The organism is Pseudomonas sp. MDT1-85, from assembly GCF_054898065.1.
This window is the reverse complement of the sequence record NZ_CM142715.1, coordinates 1,969,837-1,990,270: the sequence shown is the minus strand read 5'-3', so window position 1 is coordinate 1,990,270 and position 20,434 is coordinate 1,969,837. Positions and strand designations below refer to the sequence as shown.

General features: G+C 52.1%; 17 protein-coding genes and 1 pseudogene. 12 read left to right on the top strand and 6 right to left on the bottom strand.

Features of this window, described 5'->3' with window-relative positions:
* Positions 1-112: 112 nt before the first annotated feature.
* Positions 113-340, top strand: a complete 228-nt coding sequence (locus ACYZT2_RS08980; protein WP_461971512.1) for a response regulator transcription factor — start codon at positions 113-115, stop codon at positions 338-340.
* 47 nt (positions 341-387) lie between these two features.
* Positions 388-1,533 (top strand): cupin-like domain-containing protein, encoded by a 1,146-nt coding sequence (locus tag ACYZT2_RS08975; protein WP_461971511.1) that lies wholly within the window; start codon positions 388-390, stop codon positions 1,531-1,533.
* Positions 1,534-1,769: 236 nt separating this feature from the next.
* Here ACYZT2_RS08975 and ACYZT2_RS08970 read toward each other — a convergent pair whose 3' ends face one another.
* From ACYZT2_RS08970 to ACYZT2_RS08955, 4 genes are all read right to left on the bottom strand, one after another.
* Complete coding sequence (locus ACYZT2_RS08970) at positions 1,770-2,882, bottom strand: SbmA/BacA-like family transporter (RefSeq protein WP_461971510.1); 1,113 nt, start codon at positions 2,880-2,882, stop codon at positions 1,770-1,772.
* A gap of 83 nt (positions 2,883-2,965) precedes the next feature.
* A complete protein-coding gene (locus tag ACYZT2_RS08965) occupies positions 2,966-4,378 on the bottom strand; it encodes a TolC family protein (RefSeq protein ID WP_461973045.1) in 1,413 nt (470 codons plus the stop codon).
* 5 nt (positions 4,379-4,383) lie between these two features.
* A complete protein-coding gene (locus ACYZT2_RS08960) occupies positions 4,384-6,537 on the bottom strand; it encodes a peptidase domain-containing ABC transporter (protein ID WP_461971509.1) in 2,154 nt (717 codons plus the stop codon).
* Between the two features lie 10 nt (positions 6,538-6,547).
* Positions 6,548-7,804 carry an HlyD family secretion protein gene (locus ACYZT2_RS08955; protein WP_461973043.1) on the bottom strand — a complete coding sequence of 419 codons (1,257 nt, stop codon included), beginning with the start codon at positions 7,802-7,804 and terminating at the stop codon, positions 6,548-6,550.
* A gap of 555 nt (positions 7,805-8,359) precedes the next feature.
* Between ACYZT2_RS08955 and ACYZT2_RS08950 the strand changes: the two genes are divergently transcribed.
* The 6 genes from ACYZT2_RS08950 (at position 8,360) to ACYZT2_RS08925 (ending at position 13,151) form a co-directional block, all read left to right on the top strand.
* Complete coding sequence (locus tag ACYZT2_RS08950; RefSeq protein WP_461971508.1) at positions 8,360-9,652, top strand: hypothetical protein; 1,293 nt, start codon at positions 8,360-8,362, stop codon at positions 9,650-9,652.
* Positions 9,653-9,710: 58 nt separating this feature from the next.
* Entirely contained in the window at positions 9,711-10,688 is a 978-nt protein-coding gene (locus ACYZT2_RS08945) for an IS5 family transposase (RefSeq protein WP_461971507.1), read from the top strand.
* A gap of 100 nt (positions 10,689-10,788) precedes the next feature.
* On the top strand, positions 10,789-11,319 hold the full coding sequence (locus tag ACYZT2_RS08940; RefSeq protein ID WP_461971506.1) for a hypothetical protein: 531 nt from the start codon (positions 10,789-10,791) through the stop codon (positions 11,317-11,319).
* A 204-nt stretch (positions 11,320-11,523) separates the two neighbouring features.
* Entirely contained in the window at positions 11,524-11,997 is a 474-nt protein-coding gene (locus tag ACYZT2_RS08935; RefSeq protein WP_461971505.1) for a toxin-activating lysine-acyltransferase, read from the top strand.
* A 301-nt stretch (positions 11,998-12,298) separates the two neighbouring features.
* Positions 12,299-12,580, top strand: a complete 282-nt coding sequence (locus tag ACYZT2_RS08930; RefSeq protein WP_461971504.1) for a glycine zipper domain-containing protein — start codon at positions 12,299-12,301, stop codon at positions 12,578-12,580.
* 94 nt (positions 12,581-12,674) lie between these two features.
* A complete protein-coding gene (locus ACYZT2_RS08925) occupies positions 12,675-13,151 on the top strand; it encodes a hypothetical protein (RefSeq protein WP_461971503.1) in 477 nt (158 codons plus the stop codon).
* A 1,066-nt stretch (positions 13,152-14,217) separates the two neighbouring features.
* Here ACYZT2_RS08925 and ACYZT2_RS08920 read toward each other — a convergent pair.
* Positions 14,218-14,702: pseudogene (locus tag ACYZT2_RS08920) on the bottom strand (ATP-binding protein); the annotation flags it as partial.
* A gap of 192 nt (positions 14,703-14,894) precedes the next feature.
* On the opposite strand from ACYZT2_RS08920, the gene ACYZT2_RS08915 reads away from it, so the two are divergent.
* The 4 genes from ACYZT2_RS08915 (at position 14,895) to ACYZT2_RS08900 (ending at position 19,761) form a co-directional block, all read left to right on the top strand.
* Positions 14,895-17,645, top strand: coding sequence for a response regulator (locus ACYZT2_RS08915; RefSeq protein ID WP_461971502.1), 2,751 nt, complete (start codon positions 14,895-14,897; stop codon positions 17,643-17,645).
* 207 nt (positions 17,646-17,852) lie between these two features.
* Positions 17,853-18,845 carry a 2-hydroxyacid dehydrogenase gene (locus tag ACYZT2_RS08910; protein ID WP_461971501.1) on the top strand — a complete coding sequence of 331 codons (993 nt, stop codon included), beginning with the start codon at positions 17,853-17,855 and terminating at the stop codon, positions 18,843-18,845.
* Between the two features lie 77 nt (positions 18,846-18,922).
* On the top strand, positions 18,923-19,357 hold the full coding sequence (locus ACYZT2_RS08905) for a hypothetical protein (protein WP_460147430.1): 435 nt from the start codon (positions 18,923-18,925) through the stop codon (positions 19,355-19,357).
* Positions 19,357-19,761, top strand: coding sequence for an META domain-containing protein (locus ACYZT2_RS08900; RefSeq protein ID WP_461971500.1), 405 nt, complete (start codon positions 19,357-19,359; stop codon positions 19,759-19,761). The genes ACYZT2_RS08905 and ACYZT2_RS08900 overlap by 1 nt, the downstream gene beginning before the upstream one ends.
* 95 nt (positions 19,762-19,856) lie before the next feature.
* Here ACYZT2_RS08900 and ACYZT2_RS08895 read toward each other — a convergent pair whose 3' ends face one another.
* Positions 19,857-20,324: a TlpA family protein disulfide reductase gene (locus ACYZT2_RS08895; RefSeq protein ID WP_461971499.1), complete on the bottom strand. Its 468-nt coding sequence runs from the start codon at positions 20,322-20,324 to the stop codon at positions 19,857-19,859.
* Positions 20,325-20,434: the final 110 nt, after the last annotated feature.

Sequence of the window (20,434 nt, the reverse complement as noted above, 5' to 3'; positions counted from 1 at the left end):
AAAACAGATCTGGAATTTTTCCGAGACGCACAAAGTTCTCAACAATTACGAAATTTGCTCGCAGGCGAACACTTTATGGACAAAGCTTAATTATATATGGAGCTAAACACTCATGACCAACAGAGAACTGGAGGTTTTACATTTGCTCCTGGATGGAAAGAGCAACAAGCAAATAGCCATTTCACTAGGCATTAGCGATTTCACGGTGCGCGACTACGTATCATCAATCTTACGAAAGAAAGGAGTTAACTCAAGATCAGAACTTTTTGCAGCAACAATGAAAAGCACTACACCACCAGAGAGCCCCAAACGGCATCAAGAAACAAAAAAATACGACTAAAGAACGCTTGCTTCCGCACCGTTAAAAACAACGAAGGCCACATTCACATGAACATAAATCTATCACTTTCAGCAATGTTTTCCAATTCTCACGCCATCGGCCTAATCGGCATATTTCAGTTCATTTTTCCAAATAGTCACATATGGGTGGACACGAACACCAAGCCCCATATCTATTTGGGCATGCACCCGCAACCCGATGTCACCATCACAATTTCAGAGGCGAACCTCCTAAACATTCTGGATGGTAGCGCCAACATAGAACAACTATACGCATCAGGCCTTATTGAAGTCGATGGAAACTTAGGTATAGCAACACTTTTACCCCAACTAATTTATGATCAACCGGATAGTCATTACAAGCAAGAAACTGTCTCAACCAATGAGCGCCACCCTGCGCGAAAGCGATTTAGCGAACTTATCTCGCTTGACACCCAAATTAACGAGGTAGAGCGACTCACACAAAGTGAGCTTTCGATTGAAAATTTCAGGTCTAAGTATATGCGCAAGGGCGTACCGCTAATTATTAGCGACGCCATTCAAAATTGGCCAATATCGAATATCAGCAAACAAAAATCTCTAGAATACTTTTCAGAACTTAGAGGCATTACACGCAACGGAAACTATGCAGATTTAACGTTTTCTACCAAACGAGAATTCAATACCGTTTCAATGGTAGATTTCATAAGATCACTAGATGAGCTTGAAGACCCGCTCCAACCTGGCGATCTACCGCCATACATGGGAAACAATATACTACCAAAAAAGCTTCTGCACTTAATAAATTATCCGCCGTATTTTGAGCACTCTCAATATGTAGCTCCACGAGTTTGGATAGGACCGAAAAACACTCTAACGCCGCTGCATCGCGATGACGTAGACAACTTATTTGTCCAAGTATGGGGATCCAAGAGTTTTATACTTGCAGCCCCTCACAATAGAGGTGCGCTTGGTGCATGGTCAACCTCACCGAACGGAGGACTCGACGGTTGTGATTTTGACCCAGAGAAACCTGACTATGGTGTATTTCCCGATGCGCAAAATATCAAGTTTTTGAAATTCGAACTAAGAGCCGGAGAAATGTTGTTCTTACCAGAAGGTTGGTTTCATCGAGTAAGGTCTTTAAGCTCTTCGCTATCAATAAATTTCTGGACAAACTCATTTAGGTGTCTTGAGGCCAGACAACAACCATGAGCAAACATTAAAATAGAATTCAACCCAAACTATTACAACCCGACACACCAAGGACGCGCAGAGCCAAATCAAGCCAGAGCCAATCTTATTGAAACACTATCCAATTAAAAATAGCTCGCTTGAAAAGCATAATATCTGCGCGTTAAAACATAGATGAAGCCTTTGCCCCCCCTTCATATCAAAAATATGCGGGGTTATCAACGGTGACCGGAGCAGTTTCAGCGAAAATACTTGTACTACTCCGCAAATGCGGTTTGAAATCTAGTTGTGGGGTCATCGACTTCAGCGAGAAGTGTCAGCGCACCATCAAATGAAATCAGTCTATCGGTCGTGGCCTTCCAGTCAGCAAGACGGTGATAAGCATTGATAAACCAACTCAAATTTTCGCACAGGTTGCCAAATGCCGAATTGATCTGCATGACATCACCGAACATGATGCTGCCGGAGAAAAATCGAGGAACGGCCAACAGGCTACTAAACACTAGGGAGAGTTGGCTGTAACTTTCAGTGAATAACGACAGACGCATTTTTACTCGAATGGTGAGGCGCATATTGGCTAGGCTGACATCAAGTTTTTCGCTGATGCTTTCTTTCTCGAAATGACGTCCAATGTCGGTTGAGTGCATCTTTGAGCCGTTACGAAAGCGAATAAGAAGGTACCGGAGGTCGGCCTCCGATCGCTGCTGGTTATTACTAAGGGAGACCAGCTTGAAACCGATTCTCTGGCTGATATACGTACCCAGCAAGGCGTAAAGGATGGCAGCCCAGAACATATATGCCGGGACGGTAATTCCCCAGAACAACGCGTCGCCCGAAATACTGATCAGCACTGCACTGAAGGATACGACGCTAGCCAAGGTATAAATAAGGCCACAGGCGAGGTCTATGGTTTCAAAGGTGAACTTGTTGATGTCCTCGGCGATACGTTGATCCGGGTTGTCGACACACTGCTCAACTTGGTCGGGCCGGGTCGACTTGACGATCCAGGCAGAAAGGTAGTAGTTGGTCAACCAGCGTCGCCACTTGAGTGCAAATATATCCACCAGGTAGGTGATCAGCACTGACCGCAGCACCGAAAACGAGATGATAGCGAGGAACACTGCCACCAAGTTATAAAACTTATGGGCATCGAGATCTTGAATGGCATTGTAGAAATGTTTGTACCACTCGTTGATGGCCAGGGCGGTAGCGACGGCCAGCAGCGAGAGAACCACCAACGCGGTAAGCGCACACCACGCAAAAAGTCTCTCCTCGCTTCGCCAGTACAACGAAAGTACGGAAAATATATTTTGCAGGAAGGGCTTCTTTCTGAAATCCGTAGCCTCCTTGTTTGTCGTAATTTGATCCATCAGTGCCTCTCAGTAGTGTCCTGAAATTGATATATATGTTTATTGTTAATACATTCTGTTACTTCCTGCTCGGAGGCACATGGCTATAGCGTCCAGAAACCCAAGCGTCCTAGGCTTGCTGCCAGTTTTAGTCGCGCCAGCTGCCAGATTTTCAATGTGTTGATATGTTGTTGTTCCGCTGTGGCATAAGCGCTCAATGCGTTCAGAAGTTCGATCATGTTCCCGGCCCCAGAGCTATAGCGCCCTTGCACAACTTGCAGGGCCTGATTTGACTGCTCCACCCACTCGGCGGTTCTTTCCAGTGAATGCGTTTCGATGTTGAGCGTTTGATAGTTGGCCCACAGCTCCAAAGAAATACGTTGTTCAACATCCGAAAGCTCCGCTTCACTTGCCTCGAACTGTGCCTGAGCCCCCCGCACTTGATAGGCGCGTTCGAAACCTTCAAACAGCGGAATATTTAGTTGCAGACCAACGCTGTTGTCACGCATTCGACTATCGCCGTTGTAGTCCATTGATTGGTTGGTCCGCACATCGGAGATGTTTGCGATAAACGATAGGGTAGGACGCCCGACGGCTCGGCTTTCGTCAATGGCAGCTTTCGCCGCATCCAGCTTGGCCTTGGCGGCAATAAGCGATGGATGATCCTGCCGTGCTTGTTCCAGTAAATCGTCAACGCTTTTGATAAACAGGGTGGCCGGACGCCGACTTAGGCTCCCCGCCAACTCTAAAGATGTTTGCGGCGGCAATCCCATACGCAGTGCGATAAGGCCTTTGGCATTTCGCAAGGCACCCGTGCTGCGAACTTCGTTCAGGCTCGCCTGCGAGTATGCAGTTTGTGCCTGCAGTCGGTCAGAGAGCGCCGCAGCTCCCGCTGCATACTTGGCGCTTGCGGCGTTGAGATTTTCGGCCGCCAATGCGGCGACCTTGATTGCGGCAATCTGGCTACCTTGTGCAGCGAGGGTGTCGTAGTACAGTTGCGCCGTCAGCACGAAGGCCTGCTGCAACTGCCCGTCCTGATTAGCGTTTGCCGCAATTAGCAGTTGTCGTGCATTTCGCAGAGCCGCTTCGCGGCGACCGAAATCAAACAATACCCAGCTAAGACCCAGGCGATTTTCGAGCTGGCGTTGATGGCCGTGACGGGAATATTCCCCACGCAGTTCATACTCGGTGTCGTTACGACCACTGGTGATACCAGAGTTGCCGTTGAGTCTTGGGAGATACGCCGATTGCTTCACGCCGACTAAGGCCGCTTGGACCTTGGCATTAGCCCAGGCCTGTCGCAACTGTGGGTCGTGACAAAGTACCCGCTCTATCATTTCTTCCAGCGTCAAAAGCGCAGGTACAGAGCCCACTTCACACGACCAAGTCAAGCTATCAACGTCCTTGATCGCAGTGCGAGAGACATCCCGATCGGTCTTAAATACATCCATATCCACCGCCACGGTCAACGGTGACCAGGCGCAAAGACAAGCCAGTAGGGTGGCGGCCAAAGCTATATTCATCACAGTGCGACATCACCCGTCGAATGAAACATCGTTACCGTGGTGGGCTGGTCCAAGACAATCCGGCCAGCTTCCAGTATCACCACTCGATCTGCTGAGGCGATCGTCTCCGAGCGATGAGCGACAATGATGCGAGTAATCTCAAGTGTCCGTACTCCATCATTTACCTGTTGCTCGCACTTCACGTCCAAATGACTGGTTGCCTCGTCAAGAATCAGAATGCAGGGTTTCTTGTAGAGCGCTCTGGCCAGCAATACACGCTGCTTCTGCCCGCCGGACAACACCGTCCCCATGTCACCAACCAGGGTGTTGTAGCCCATCGGCATGGCCACTATGTCAGTGTGAATTGATGCTTTGCGTGCGCATTCCATAGCCCACTCCAAGTCAGGTATGGGTTCGAAGAATGCGATGTTGTCTGCCAGTGAGCCGGCAAACAGGCAATCATCCTGCATCACCGTACCGATCTTGCTGCGAAGGGCTTCCATACCCAGGTGGTGCAGTTCGCTACCGGCAATTTGGATCTGGCCTTGGGTGGGCTGGAAGATTCCCAGCAGCAGACTGATCAGCGTGCTCTTTCCGCTGCCCGAAGCTCCGGTGATGGCCACCGACTCCCCCTGACCAATGTGTAGGTCGATGCCATCCAGCACGAACGGCTCTTGATCGGAATAGCGGTACTTCAAACCTTTGATATCAATATCGACCGGGCACGAGATACAGGTCGGGGAACTCAACGTGCCGCGGTTGTCTTCTGGTGGGTGCATGACAATGTCGGCGAGGCGTTCGCCTTGCAAACGCAGCATGTGCAGTTCGAACAGATGGTCGACCAAACAGGCCACGCGACCTATAAACTGGGATTTGTAGGCGATAAAAGCCATTAGTACGCCGACGCTGAATTGGTTGTTCATCACCATGGACGCACCCAGCCCGAGCGCCAGTAGATTTTCCAGACCGAAAATCAAGCCATTGAGCTGGGTGTAGATCAGTTGCAACTTTTGGGTTCGTAACCCTGCATTGATCTGCTCCACGAGCAATCCAAGCCAGGCAGAGCGTCGTTCACTCTGGCGTTGGAACAGTTTTATTGTGCGCATGCCGCGCACCGTTTCCAGAAAGTGGCTTTCCTGTCGAGCAGCATGAATGATCTGCTCCTCGCTTGCCCGGCGTAAGGGTCGGTACCAAGCCCAGCGAACCATTGTGTAGAAGGACATGGCAGTCACCGCAATGGCTGCCAGCAACGGGCTGTAGATAATCATGAGGACGAGTGTCGCGATGGTTATCAGCCCATCCAGAATCGTAGAAAAGAAGGCGGCTGTCAGTGTCCCCTGTATCGCGCCAATAGCGCCAAAGCGCGAGACGATATCGCCCAGATGGCGCTTTTCAAAGTATTGGATCGGCAGGCGCAGCAGATGACTGTATACATTTGCCTGCCATTGCACGCTCAACAGGGTGTTCGTGTGCATCATCACCCACGCCCGTATAGCGCTGACGAGTTGTTGCATCAGCAGTAACAGACCAAAGCCGATGATCAACGTCGTCAGCAGGTCACGGTCTTGAGTGACTAGTACGTTGTCGATGATCCACTGCAGCAAAAAAGGACTAACCAGCGAGAATACTTCCAGGACCAGAGCCAGTAACAGAATCTGCGCCAAGGCGCGATAAAGACCGCTTACCCGTCCCAGCATGCTCATCAATTTCAGTTGGGCCTTGGCTTCCTGCTTTTCAAAGTCGCTGCAGGGCCACACCTCAAGGGCAACACCGGTGAACGATTTGCTAGCCTCGGCCAGGCTCAACTGCCGGATACCATGAGCCGGGTCATGCAAAGTAAGACGCTGACCGTCTACGACCTTGAGCACGACGAAATGGTTTAGGTTCCAGTGCAATACACACGGCAGTTTGAGCTTGCTCAAGTCCTCCAGTTCAAGCCTCACCGCCCTAGTGCCGAGCTTCATCTGATCAGCTGTCTGTATCAGCTGTTTGAGCGTAATTCCCTTGAGCGACACGCTGAACTGGCGTCGCAGCTCCATCAGTGTTGCGTGATGACCATGGTAGCCCGCAATCATCGCAAGACAGGCCAAGCCGCACTCTGTCGCTTCGGTTTGTAGGATCAGGGGCAGCCGCCGGCCCAGGCGCAAGCTGATTGCGTCGAGATAGTTCATGCATTTGCCCCTAGAGTTTGCCAGTCAAGCTGTAGAGCGGTTCAAGTACCCATTCATAGAGGCGGCGAGTGTCATGCAGAATGTCTGCCTCAACTAGCATGCCGGTTTGTAACGGTCTTGGTTTGCCGTAAGCCAAGACGGATTGCGCTTCAATATCAACGCGAATGCGGTAGATCTGTTCGCCGCTCAGCCCAAGCCCCGGCACACTTCCGGTCATGTTCGCAAGCTCAGCGGCAGACATGGTGGCTTTGGAGATAGACAGCACGTTGCCACGATGCTGGCCGAATTTCTGGTATGGATAAGCCTGGTAACGAACCATTACCGGATCGCCCGTACGAACGAAGCCGATGGCTTTACTCGGCGCGTACAACTCTGCTTGTAGGCGGGAATTGGCGGGCACGATGCTCATTAATGATCGTGAGCTATCAACGGTCTGGCCCGGCTCAACAAGAATGGCGGTTGCTACGCCTTCTTGGGGGGCCGTGATGATCAGCGTGCGCTTGCCTTCGCTTTCGATAAGCTCCTGCTGGACACTGGACAATGATCGCTGGATGCTGGCGAGCTGATTGTCGTGCAATGCCGAGAGCCCCGAAAACTCGTGTCGACGCTCGACCAGTTGCTGTGTCAACGCCGTAGTTTCACGAGCCAAGCCTTGAAGAGTCTGGCGCTGGCCCAAGAGTTCAGCCTGACGCTGCTGAAGCTGATCCATGGAGATGTAGCCTTTATCCATCAGTCCCTGATAACGACCGGCGGCATTGGTTGCCAGCTGTACAAGCTTCTCCTGGCTGGCCACTTGCTTCGCCAATGTCACCAACTCTTGTCGTAAACTTTCGAGCTTGCTTTTCAGACTTTGGCGCTCTTCAGCCTGAAGCTGCTTTCGTTTCGTCAACTCCTCACCCAAGGATCGATGTCGTTGCGCTAGCTGATCGCTCACCTCTGCCTGTATCGGTCCCAAATTCCCCGCAAAACGCTCACTGGAAAGGCGAAACAGTTGAACTCCCTGTTCGACTAACTGCCCTTCATCGACAAAACGTTCGAGCACCACACCGTATTGTGGAGAGTAAATTTTCAGCTGCCCCGAAGATGGAACCAACTGCCCCGGCACCGTACTGCGTTTGGTATAGCTGCCACAGATGAAAAAGGTGACCACCAAAACGGCAAACAGTACTGCAATCAGCGTCAATACAGTGAATGAAACGGGCCTGACCAACATGATGTCACCGAGCCAGTTACCCTGTCGTGAGGCCAGTGCTTCAAGTCGAAACAGCGGAGTCTTTGATCTCACACATTTTTCCTTCCTTAGACTGTGACCAGGTTGTTACCTGAGCACTATGCTTCCCACCGGCATCGAAAAAAGCCAGCTGAAATATTCATTGGCGCCGTGAACGGCGAGCAAAGTTACGCGGGATAAAACTCATCAATTGCTCATTCGAATCATCCACAGTGGTTTTTAAATCAAAGCAATTGTTGGAATGGCGCGCCTGCCCCTGAAATTTGCTTTGTAATACCGGGCGAATAATCACACCGCTATTTAACAAATCGTGTCGACTGCAATTTCAGACGCCCTATTGGTAGTTATCCTCAGATACTTGACCTTTTCACTTTCGCACAGCGCTGTGCCCGTGGCCACCCTACATCTGTAGGGTCGTATTGGTCAGTCTTTAGAGCTAACGTAATTACCTGCAATCGCCACCATGCTGTTTCTATATCTGATGTTGTATCTGTATTGGATGGCGCTTTATACGGATAGTGATTCCGCATGTAGACAGGTGGATTTTCGGGTTCAGAATAGAAGTGATCAATTATGACGAAAAGGATGCAGTTGTCTGATTTACAGGAATGCTTTATAAATTTTGAAACCGAAAAGCTTGAAGGATGCAGTATTGCTTACCTAAATGAAACACTGGCGGACGGAAAATCCTCGGAAACCATTCTCAACGCTTACAGCTATGTTGTTAGGTCTGACTCAATTTCGGCCCATGGCCAATCCACCGTTAAAACATTTATGGCCGAGCGCTATGGTGGCGACGGCATACTCAGTAATGGCGGCGGTGGACGCTGCGGTTTCGATGGTTCATGGCAACTCAAAGGGCTGGGCCCCAATCAATTGGTTGGCAAAAATGTCGATGCAGATCATGGCGATGGCAATCTATCCTTAGCTGCGGCTATTTATGAGTCTATTTGGTCCGAAATTATAAATGTAGCACTTCCCTTCGGTGCCATTCGAACCGTTGCCGTCTTGGACACTGGGTGTAAGTATGAGACGCAAGGAATTTTAACTCCCCGCGGGCTGCTGGTTCACCAGCCTGTCGTTCGCCCGGCTCATTTTATTAGGGCTATTTACTTCGAAGAAAAGCAGCTAAACAGGCTATGTAAAGATGCCCAGCGGGTTAAAAGTGTAATAGCAAAATTGGTTGATTTCCTGCCAGGTGCAGGCGTTGCGCCAACAGCTAGCAGTATGAGCGAACGCTTGAAGTTTGGACTTCTTGAGCTTGCTGCGAGATTTGCAGAGCAGTTCGCTGCGGCCAAGGCGAAGCACATTATTCATTACAATGTCAGTGCATCGAATCTCTCCCTCGATGGGGCTTGGCTGGACTTGAGCGACACCCGCTTGTTCACCCATCTTATTGAACGTTATCGAGTTGGCATTAACATATTCAACACTGAACATTTTCCTGCAGCCGAGAGCTTACAGAGCCTGTGTTACTACTTGAGTAAATACTCTGTAATCACCGTTGAAGAATCTACGCATATATTAGAAAAAACAACCGCCCACTTTACCAATACGTACGACAAGCAGTTGAAGCTGTATCAGGTAGCACAGGTGGGATTCCCTCTATGGATACTGCGAATGCTAGTGGACAGCGCGGAGTTTATAAACTTTTCTAATAGTCTGCGCAAGTTTTTGGCGCTCGATGATTTTACGGTGAATGCAATTACCCTGGAGGGAGGCTGGAGTGGTTATGAGCGCTGGACTGCGCGGTTATTCAATGAGTTACTGTCAAGCAGGGCTAATGCTTCGGTCGCAAATTTATCATGGTTAAGGACGGACGCCACAGCGATCAGCCAATTGCTATCAAGTTATAATAAACTGCTTGACCTAGGGAAACTCTGAAAAAGACTTCCAGATTTGGTGAAATACTCGCCTCACACGAACTGAACGGTTGAGCCCGATGAAACAAATGTCCTTCGCCGATGCCGAGTACGCCGGAAAACGTAAGCAGACCCGCCGCGAGCGCTTCCTGATCGAGATGGATCAGGTGGTGCCCTGGAAGGGTTTGATTGCCTTGATCGAGCCGCATTATCCGAAGGGCGACGGTGGTCGTCCGGCCTATCCGTTGCTGGCCATGTTGCGGGTTCATCTGATGCAGAACTGGTTCGGCTACAGCGATCCGGCGATGGAAGAAGCCCTTTACGAGACCACGATCCTGCGCCAGTTCTCGGGGCTGCATCTGGATCGGATTCCCGATGAAACCACGATCCTCAACTTTCGCCGCCTGCTGGAGAAACACGAACTGGCCGGTGGGATTTTGCAGGTCATCAACGGTTATCTGGGCGATCGAGGCTTGCTGTTGCGCCAAGGTACCGTGGTCGATGCGACGATCATTCACGCGCCGAGTTCGACCAAGAACAAGGACGGCAAACGTGATCCGGAAATGCATCAAACCAAGAAAGGAAACCAATACTATTTTGGAATGAAGGCGCACATCGGTGTCGATGCCGAATCCGGCTTGGTCCATAGCCTGGTGGGCACGGCGGCGAATGTCGCGGATGTGACCCAGGTCGATCAGTTGTTGCACGGCGAGGAAACGTACGTGTCTGGCGATGCGGGTTACACGGGCGTGGACAAGCGTCCAGAGCACCAGAACCGTAAGATGATCTGGTCGATTGCGGCGCGGCCCAGCACCTATAAAAAGCACGACAAGGAGAGTTTGATCGGTCGTCTGCGCCGCAAAATCGAATACACCAAGGCCCAGCTCAGGGCCAAGGTTGAGCATCCATTTCGGGTCATCAAGCGCCAGTTCGGTTATACGAAAGTGCGCTTTCGTGGTCTGGCGAAAAACATCGCTCAGCAGACGACGTTGTTCGCGTTGTCGAATCTGTGGATGGTGCGAAAGCGGTTGTTGAATGTAGGAGAGGTGCGCCCGTGATGCGAAATGCACCGAGAAAAGGTGCGATTCAAGGAAAAGACATGAATTAAAAAGCGCCAAAGCCTGATTTTTGTCAGGTCACCGTTTTTTTGAGCGCCCAATGAAGGGATATCAAAACATCGGTGACTACTTCAGACCTTCCCTAGCCTCCCAGATCGCCGACAAACATGATATTAACCTGCAAAATTTCTATCGTAGTATGTTAATAAATACAACTCGACTCAATCGTAGCAATAGTCTGCTGCACGATATTAAAGGACAAATTGAACATATCGAAATCAGCGTACAAGCAGATAAAAAAGCAGCCTATAAAACACTTTCAGAAGAGGCTACGCTTAGTGCCAAGTTTAACCTAGGCAATGAACAGGGGCAATGTGTTCCGTTCTGGTTGAGCAGCGCACTATCCATCTGGTTTGATCCAGCATCCGGCATGTTTACGTTGCAAACTGTTGTTAACCGCTCACTGTCGATCGATACACTTGTTGAGCTCAGTGAGTATCATACAGACCTAAAAATGGCACTAGGCTTTTACCGGGAAGTTTGGAGTAGCTTACATGAAAAAACAATTTTACCTTTTTACAGATATCGAGACCTACTATTGAGAAAACACCACTGCGTTATGGCAACGTGATCATGTTCATTTTTGCATGATACTGTTTTATGGAATTGTTTCGGGAGAGTTTTCTATTTGCAAGCATCCTCTTCTGGACAATTTCAAATTTTTGACTCGACAACTATGGAAATTTTTTGTTGAACCAAACTTTTGATTTGAGTTCACCCAAAGGGTCAGAACTGCTTTTATGGTTACTTTCTTCGTCGGTATTGGAATTTATTAATGATAAAGATTTTTGAGCTTTATACGAGCTACAGAACTGACCCCTCACCGGACAGAGCAAAACTTATTGGTTTTGCTTGCCTGGTCATATTCATGTGCAGACATTACTCTCTGTTTCAAATTATGACCTTGCAGCTCTGGATAGCCCCCGCTATAGATCACAAACAGATTTTATTTTTTTTCGATAACACCGACACACCTATTGGTTACGTGACTTGGGCTCACTTAGCTCCAGACAGCGAACTGCGTTTACTACAAGACCCTAGCTTCTTACTTCACACGTCGGAATGGAATGAAGGGGGTAAGACATGGATTGTTGACTTTTGCTTTCCTTTAGGCGGCACAGCTGAGGCGATTAAACACCTGAAAAAACATTTCCGAGAACGTGGAATCAACAAAGTATTTTGGGGCCATCGAAACAGAGATCATTCAGTCAAAAGAATCGGAAGCTACTCCATTGCCTTGGAGAAGTAGGGCGCGCCATGAAAATTTTACGCGTGAAGCTTAATTTGTTTGCGCGCGATTCATGACTTGAGGCGACAACTACCTAACACTAGGAACACATCAATGTTAAAGCAAACTTAGTTTGTAGCGTGTGCCGCAGCTAAATATATAGATATACATTCAAACGAAAGGTGTGAGCATTAGCCGAGGAGCGAATATTTTGTGCCCACTTATAAAAAACCGGCACTGTGTAATGTAATGGTGCAAAAAATTAAAACGCTGTACAAACAAAGATCTGCCTATTATTAACTCCCAAGAAGGAAAATTTGTCATGAGAAAGTTATCCAATATCGAAATATCGCAAATTTCAGGCGCCGACTCAGGTACCACTTTTGCAGGAAACGCAGGAGCTACTTTAGGCGCTGCCGCGGGCGCCGCTATAGGGGGTAGAGTGGGGATGAGCACGCCAGGTGCGGCAATTGGGAGTGGAGTGGGGGCTCTGGCAGGAGAAACAATTTATAATACTGGGAAAAATGCAGTCAATTCTTGGAATCCAAGTGCCTTTCAGGGATCTTCTTTTTTTCCTCAAACGCCCTCTGGTGGTGCTAAGTAACTAAACCAGAACTCTGCTGGACGTATCTTGGCTGAGTGTGAGTACGTCCAATAGACTTAAAATTACAAGAGGATTTGGCAGTGAAATTGAATTCATGATTAAGAATACTTTGAAAAAGTTCAAGATAAGAGACCAATTATCAGCAAATTTTTTGAAGCTCCTTTTATTGGCTGAAAAAACTGCATTGGCTTTTATGTTGATAGTTTTAGTTTTTGTTTTTATGGAAAAAATCGGTCTAACAGACACGTTCTTGATTGGGGGTGTTGTAAGTGGAACTATAGGTTTTTTAGCTATAACTGTAAAAAAAATTTATCACAATGAAGCATTTTCTGAGCTAAGAATCTATGCTGACATAAAGAAAGACATGCTGAGGAGCGCAATGCTCGCCATCGATTACTCCGAAAAAGAAGATGGAGTGTATTTTCCAAAAAAAAGGATCTTTAGTATTTTTCACTGTTGCAAGCCTGAAGTGATCACACACGTAGTTCAAAATGGAATCCACACATTTACGGGACCGCACAATAGATTACTTAAACTTTCAAACATCATATTGCGAGAGGCACCTAACTGAGCAACACGCATTTCACAACTCTATGCAAGAAACTTTCGTGATCGGTTGACAAGCGATGATACGGCACGCACTTGAGCGCCTACCGTAAGCTATTTCAAAAAGACCTCGAAGCCTTGCCGCCATGGAAACGCTCCCCAACTATCTCACGCTAAATACGCACATCTTTTTTTGCCATGTGTGGTTTATTGGTCGTTTATGAAGTATCTGTCATCCTTTGCTATCAAACGTTGCCCGAAATACTGCCGTCATTTATATTCAATTAGCTACATACTAAGAGGTGGTTCCCTTGCTAGAGTTTCTTCTTACAATGGGATGGACCGCGTTGATTTGGATTTTGATCGCGCTCATTCTATTTCTTTTAAAAAGAATCAACGGCTTTGAACTTCCACAAGTTATCAAAGCATTTCTCTTTATCCCATTCACTGTCATTACAGCGCTAATGTGCACAAAATATGTAATTATTTGTCTTTAAAAGCTCTGAATCAGATAACCCTATAAATCGAGATCAAAGCAAAGTACCTTGGGAATATCCTGCTACGAGCGTTTGGAGGCGGCAGCGACGCCGCCTAATCAACTTCTGTCGAAATCTTGGTCGCTACTGACTGAGATTTCATTATTTTAATACAGACATAGCGTTGTTATTATTTTCTGTTCAATACACCGTCGTCATTAATACTCGCTAGCCACGCACTTAGGAGTGTTTTCCTTGATAGAGTCTTGTAATATTTTTGGCTGGATGATGATAGTTTTAATTTCGACGTCGCTTTTTCTTTTTTTGTTAAAAAGAACCACCGGCTTTAAGATTCCACAAAATGTCAAAGCTGTTTTTTTGTCCCCTTTGTCGTTGGTGTCGGCATGGCATGCACAAAACTTATACCTATCTGCTATTAACCCCCCCCCGCTTTCAGCACAGCGATAGATTGAAAAAGTTCAAACTATGAGATTTTCGTTCTACAGCCCCTTTTACCTCCACCAGTGCTGACCCTATTTGGAGATCTGGTCACGCCGAGTCTGGTGATGCAAAGGGCCTCTTCGCGAGTGCGCTCCCACAGCGGATTCGGGTTGATCAGAGTATTCTTGGCTGGCACCAGTCCACGGAGGGAACGAGCCTGCTCGCGAAACCACCATCACTGGCGACACCAGCCATCAACCGCATATTCAGCCGCAACCCAGACCCCGTGTTCTCAGCCCAGAGCCGCCCGCCTTGGCGCCGCACCCCCTTCCTCGCAATGCCCAAACTCAATCCAAACCCACCATCCCGCCGCCGCGAACCATCAAGTGGGATGAACGGCGAGAAGATCCGTTCAAGATCCTCGTCCGCCAGTCACGAGAGGCATAAGTCGCGATTCCGCCGCCCATCGAGCGTCACGACACCGCCCTTGGGGGAATGACGAATGACACTGCGCAGAATGTTTTCCAGTGCCTGGGGCCAGGCAGGTCTTGTTCGCTTTCGCTGGCTACCTGCAGCCGACTTAGCGGCGTACGCAACTCATGGGACAGATCGCGCAGCAATTGCTGTTACAGGGCCACCGAGCCTTGCAGGCGCTCGGTCCAGCCCCGGCAGCAGATTGCCTCGCCAAGGGCAACTCAAGGTTTGCCCCCCGAGACCAAAGCACTGAACCGGCCGACGAATGACGACATCAATTTTACGAAGATTGCCCGCATGCAAATCGCTACACTGCGCAGGTGGCGCGTGCCGGACGCATGTGCAGGTCAATAAACAGCTGGATGCGGGAGAGATGCGTGCTCAAGAAACTGGGAATTAAAGGCCGCGTGCTGTTGCTGACCCTGTTGCCGACCACCCTGATGGCGCTGGTGCTTGGCGGCTATTTCACCTGGATGCAGCAATCGGACCTGCAATCCCAACTCATGCAGCGCGGCGAAATGATTGCCGAACAGCTGGCACCGCTGGTGGCCCCGGCGATGGGTCGCAAAGACAATGACCTGCTGGAACGCATCGCCACCCAGTTCCTGGAACAAACCGACGTGCGCGCGGTGACTTTCCTCGCCCCCGACCGTACACAGCTGGCCCATGCCGGCCCGACCATGCTCAATCAGGCTCCTTTGGGCGCCGGTTCGCAGCTGCTGCGCCGCAGTGGCAATGACGCCACGCGCTACCTGCTGCCGGTGTTCGGCAAGCACCGCAACCTGGCCGGCGACCTGATCCCCGATGAAGCCGACCGCCTGCTGGGGTGGGTCGAACTCGAACTGTCACACAGTGGCATGTTGCTGCGCGGTTACCGCAGCCTGTTCGCCAGCCTGCTGCTGATCGGCGGGGGCCTGGTCGGTGCGGCGCTGTTGGCGTTGCGCATGGGCCGGACCATCAACCGGCCGCTGAGCCAGATCAAACAAGCCGTGGCACAGCTCAAGGACGGTCATCTGGAAACCCGGCTGCCGCCCCTCGGCAGCCAGGAGCTGGATGAACTGGCGTCCGGCATCAACCGCATGGCCGGAACCCTGCAGAACGCTCAGGAAGAATTGCAAAACAGCGTCGACCAGGCCACCGAAGATGTGCGTCAGAACCTGGAAACCATCGAGATCCAGAACATCGAGCTGGACCTGGCGCGCAAGGAAGCCCTGGAGGCGAGCCGGATCAAATCCGAGTTCCTGGCCAACATGAGCCATGAAATCCGCACACCGCTCAACGGCATTCTCGGCTTCACTCATTTGCTGCAAAAAAGCGAATTGACCCCGCGCCAGCTCGATTACCTGGGCACCATCGAAAAATCCGCCGACAGCTTGCTGGGGATCATCAATGAGATTCTCGACTTCTCGAAAATCGAGGCCGGCAAATTGGTGCTCGACCATATTCCGTTCAACCTGCGCGACCTGCTCCAAGACACCTTGACCATCCTCGCCCCGGCCGCCCACGCCAAAGAGCTTGAGCTGGTGAGCCTGGTTTATCGCGATACGCCCTTGTCGCTGGTGGGCGATCCGCTGCGACTCAAGCAGATCCTCACCAACCTTGTGAGCAACGCGATCAAGTTCACCCGCGAAGGCACCATCGTCGCCCGGGCCATGCTCGAAGAAGAGCATGAAGACAGCGTGCAACTGCGCATCAGCATTCAGGACACCGGCATCGGTCTGTCGAATCAGGACGTGCGCGCCTTGTTCCAGGCCTTCAGCCAGGCCGATAACTCGCTGTCCCGGCAACCTGGCGGCACCGGCCTGGGGCTGGTGATTTCCAAACGCCTGATCGAACAAATGGGCGGCGAGATCGGCGTCGACAGCACACCGGGCGAAGGCTCGGAATTCTGGATCAGTCTGAGCCTGCCCAAAGCTCGCGACGACGCCGAAGACCTGCCCGGCCCACCCTTGCTCGGTCATCGGGTGGCGGTCCTGGAAAACCATGAACTGGCCCGTCAGGCCTTGCAGCATCAACTGGAAGACTGCGGCCTGGTAGTCACGCCGTTCAACACTCTGGAAAGCCTGGCCAATGGCGTGACCGGCGCTCATCAAACCGATCAGGCCATCGGCCTGGCGGTGCTCGGCATCACCAGCAATGACATGCCGCCGGAGCGCCTCAACCAGCATATCTGGGACCTCGAACACCTGGGCTGCCGAGTGTTGGTGCTGTGCCCGACCACCGAACTGACGCTGTTCCACCTCTCGGTGCCCAACCCCCACAGCCAGCTGCAGTCCAAACCGGCCTGCACGCGCAAACTGCGTCGGGCCCTGTCCGATATGGTCAACCCGCGCCAGCAGCGCAGCGACCCCGGCGAGCCGCTTTCCAGTCGCGCGCCGAAGGTCCTTTGCGTCGACGACAACCCGGCCAATCTGTTACTGGTGCAAACCCTGCTCGAAGACATGGGCGCCAAGGTGCTCGCGGTGGAAAGCGGTTACGCCGCGGTCAAGTCAGTGCAGAACGAGACCTTTGACCTGGTGCTGATGGACGTGCAGATGCCCGGCATGGATGGCCGCCAAAGCACCGAAGCCATTCGCCAGTGGGAAAGCGAGCGGCATTGCACGCCGCTGCCGATCGTTGCCCTCACCGCCCACGCGATGGCCAACGAAAAACGCGCATTGCTGCAAAGCGGCATGGATGACTACCTGACCAAACCCATCAGCGAACGGCAACTGGCGCAGGTGGTGTTGAAATGGACCGGCCTGGCGTTACGCAATCTGGGGCCGGAGCGCTCCAGCGAGAGCAACAACGGTAACGACTTGCAGGTGCTCGATCACGACGAAGGCCTGCGCCTGGCAGCCGGCAAGGCCGATCTGGCGGCGGATATGTTGGCCATGCTGCTGGCTTCCCTGGAAGCCGACCGCGAGGCCATCCGCGTCGCCCGTGAAGCCAATGACCAGAATGCGCTGATCGAGCGAGTCCATCGCCTGCATGGGGCGACCCGTTATTGCGGTGTCCCGCAACTGCGCGCCGCCTGCCAGCGCAGTGAAACCCTGCTCAAGCAACAGGACGCAAAAGCCCCCGGCGCACTGGAAGAACTCGAACGAGCCATCAATCGCCTGGCGGCCCAAGCACGCATCAATGCCTGATACAGCGCAATAACTCCGGACGCCTTGAAGGCTAAGCTCAAGGTCTGTAGCAGTTGCCGAAGGCTGCGTTCGGCTGCGCAGCAGTCGTAAAATCAGGCACTGCGGTCTTTCAAATAAGCCGCGGATACAGGTTTCTCACGACGGCTGCGCCGCCGAACGCAGGCTTCGCCAGCTGCTACGAAAGCCTGAGATTTCCAGGAGGACAGCATGCGCACGATTCTTTTCAGCAGCCAGACCTACGACCGTGACAGTTTTTTGAGCGCAGACCTGCCCGCCGGCATCGAGCTGCATTTCCAGCCGGCGCGCCTGAGCCTCGACACGGTGGCGCTGGCGGAGCATCACGAAGTGGTCTGTGCCTTCATCAATGATGACCTCAGTGCTCCGGTACTTGAACGTCTGGCCGCCGGCGGCACACGCCTGATCGCCCTGCGCTCGGCCGGTTACAACCATGTCGACCTGGCGGTGGCCAAACGTCTGGGGCTGGCGATTATGCGGGTTCCGGCCTACTCGCCTCACGCGGTGGCCGAACACGCGGTGGCGCTGATTCTGGCGCTTAACCGCCGACTGTACCGTGCCTACAACCGTACGCGCGAGGGGGATTTCAGCTTGCACGGGCTGACCGGTTTCGACCTGGTGGGCAAGACCGTCGGCGTCGTCGGTACCGGGCAGATCGGCGCGACCTTCGCGAAAATCATGAACGGCTTCGGCTGCCGGTTGCTGGCCTGTGATCCTTACCCGAACCCGCAAGTCGAAGCACTCGGCGCACGCTACCTGAGCTTGCCGCAACTGCTGGCCGAGTCGCAGATCATCAGCCTGCATTGCCCGCTCAACGAACAAAGCAAACACTTGATCAATAGCGAGTCACTGGCGCACATGCAGCCCGGTGCGATGTTGATCAACACCGGGCGTGGCGGTCTGGTCGACACGCCGGCGCTGATCGATGCGTTGAAGGACGGCCAATTGGGTTATCTGGGACTGGATGTTTATGAAGAGGAGGCGCAGCTGTTCTTCGAGGATCGTTCCGACTTGCCGCTACAGGACGATGTGCTGGCGCGCCTACTGACCTTTCCGAATGTAATCATCACGGCGCACCAGGCCTTCCTCACCCGCGAAGCCCTAGGCGCGATTGCCGCGACCACCTTGCAGAACATCGCGGCCTGGGCGGCCGGTTCGCCACAGAATCAGGTCGAGGGTAGCTGAACCAGATCGAAGGTCACATGCCCGCGCCATGCTGCGTTCATGCCCGTGCTAGCATATCGCGCATATTTGGAGGACCCATGGTCGAACACGATTTCCGCTATAGCCTGATGAACCCGCAACACACCCTCACCGAATGCCGCGCCCTCGTGCCGGGGCGTTATCAAGTCACCGGCAACGGCGGCTCGATTCGTAATAACGACGTGCTGGTAGTGACCCTTAAAGGCAGCAAGGACTTGTCCATGCGCCTGACCGTCGAAACGGTTCGCCATCTGATCAACCCGCCGGGCCAATGGGTCGCGGTGGCTAGTGGTCCGGTGTTCGGCGAACTGGCGATCCACACCTGGAAAGTCAACTGCGACAGCTGCGCCAAAGAGCTGAACTTTGAGTTCGCGGTCGACGCCAAGCTGGGCAACAAGGCGGAAAAACCGGCGGCCACCGCGCGCATTGCCGAGCTGGGCTGGGCCACAGTTGCCGACAAGCACCTGTGCAAGAAGTGCCAGGAGCCTGCGTGATGAAACGCCTTGCTCTGACCGCCATGGCCGGCGCCAGTCTGTTGGGCTGCGCCGCCGAACCGGTGCAATTGCAACACAACCGCAGCTACATTCTGGAATGGATCGGCGAGCGTCCGCTGATGGACTACAGCCATCTGACCATCACCCTCGATGAAGACGGTCGGGCTTATGGCAATGGCGGCTGCAACCACTGGTTCGCGCCGTATACCCTGGAAGGCGACAAGCTGAGCTTCGGCAAAGTCGGCAGCACCCGCAAAATGTGTGCGCCGGCGTTGATGGAGCAGGAAAAACGCTTCCTGCAGGCGCTGGAAAACGTGCAGCGCTGGGATGTTTCACCGATCGACCAGATGCGCTTCTGGCCGGCGCAAGGCAAGCCGTTGCGTTGGTGGCTTGAAGAGGGTTAACACCCTAAAAGATCGCAGCCTTCGGCAGCTCCTACATGGATTGCCGAACACCTGTAGGAGCTGCCGAAGGCTGCGATCTTTTTCTCAACAACAACTCAATTTTTAGCCTGCAACGCTTCAAGCTTCGCCATCACCCCCGCCGCCGTCTGCTCGCCCATCAACTGTTCCCGCACCCTGCCCTTGTCATCAATGATGTAAGTCACCGGCAGCGCTTCACTGCGCGGCAATTCGAAAAGGTCGGCCGGGTCCTGGGCCAGCACAGTGAAGGCGATCCCCAGTTTCTCGCTGGCGCTTTTCAGCTCTTCGCCCTGCACATTGTCGAAGTTGACCCCGAACACACCGATCTTCTTGCCCTTGAGCTGCTCGGCCAGCACGTTCAACTCGGGAATCTCGGTACGGCACGGGCCGCACCATTCGGCCCAGTAATTGAGTACCAGCCATTGTTTGTCCAGACGCTCGGCGGCGACTTTGTGACCGTTCTGGTCGACGCCATAGTCGTTGCCGCAGCCCCCCAACAATAACGCCCCCATGATCGCCAATGCCGCTGCCAGTCGCCTTGTCATGTCTCGATCCTTGTCAAAAATGAAATGCACCTGCGACCCATCGCCTCCCAAGGTTCTGGATTACGCGCCGCACAGTTAGAATAGCCGCCACCTTACGCAAGATGCGACCC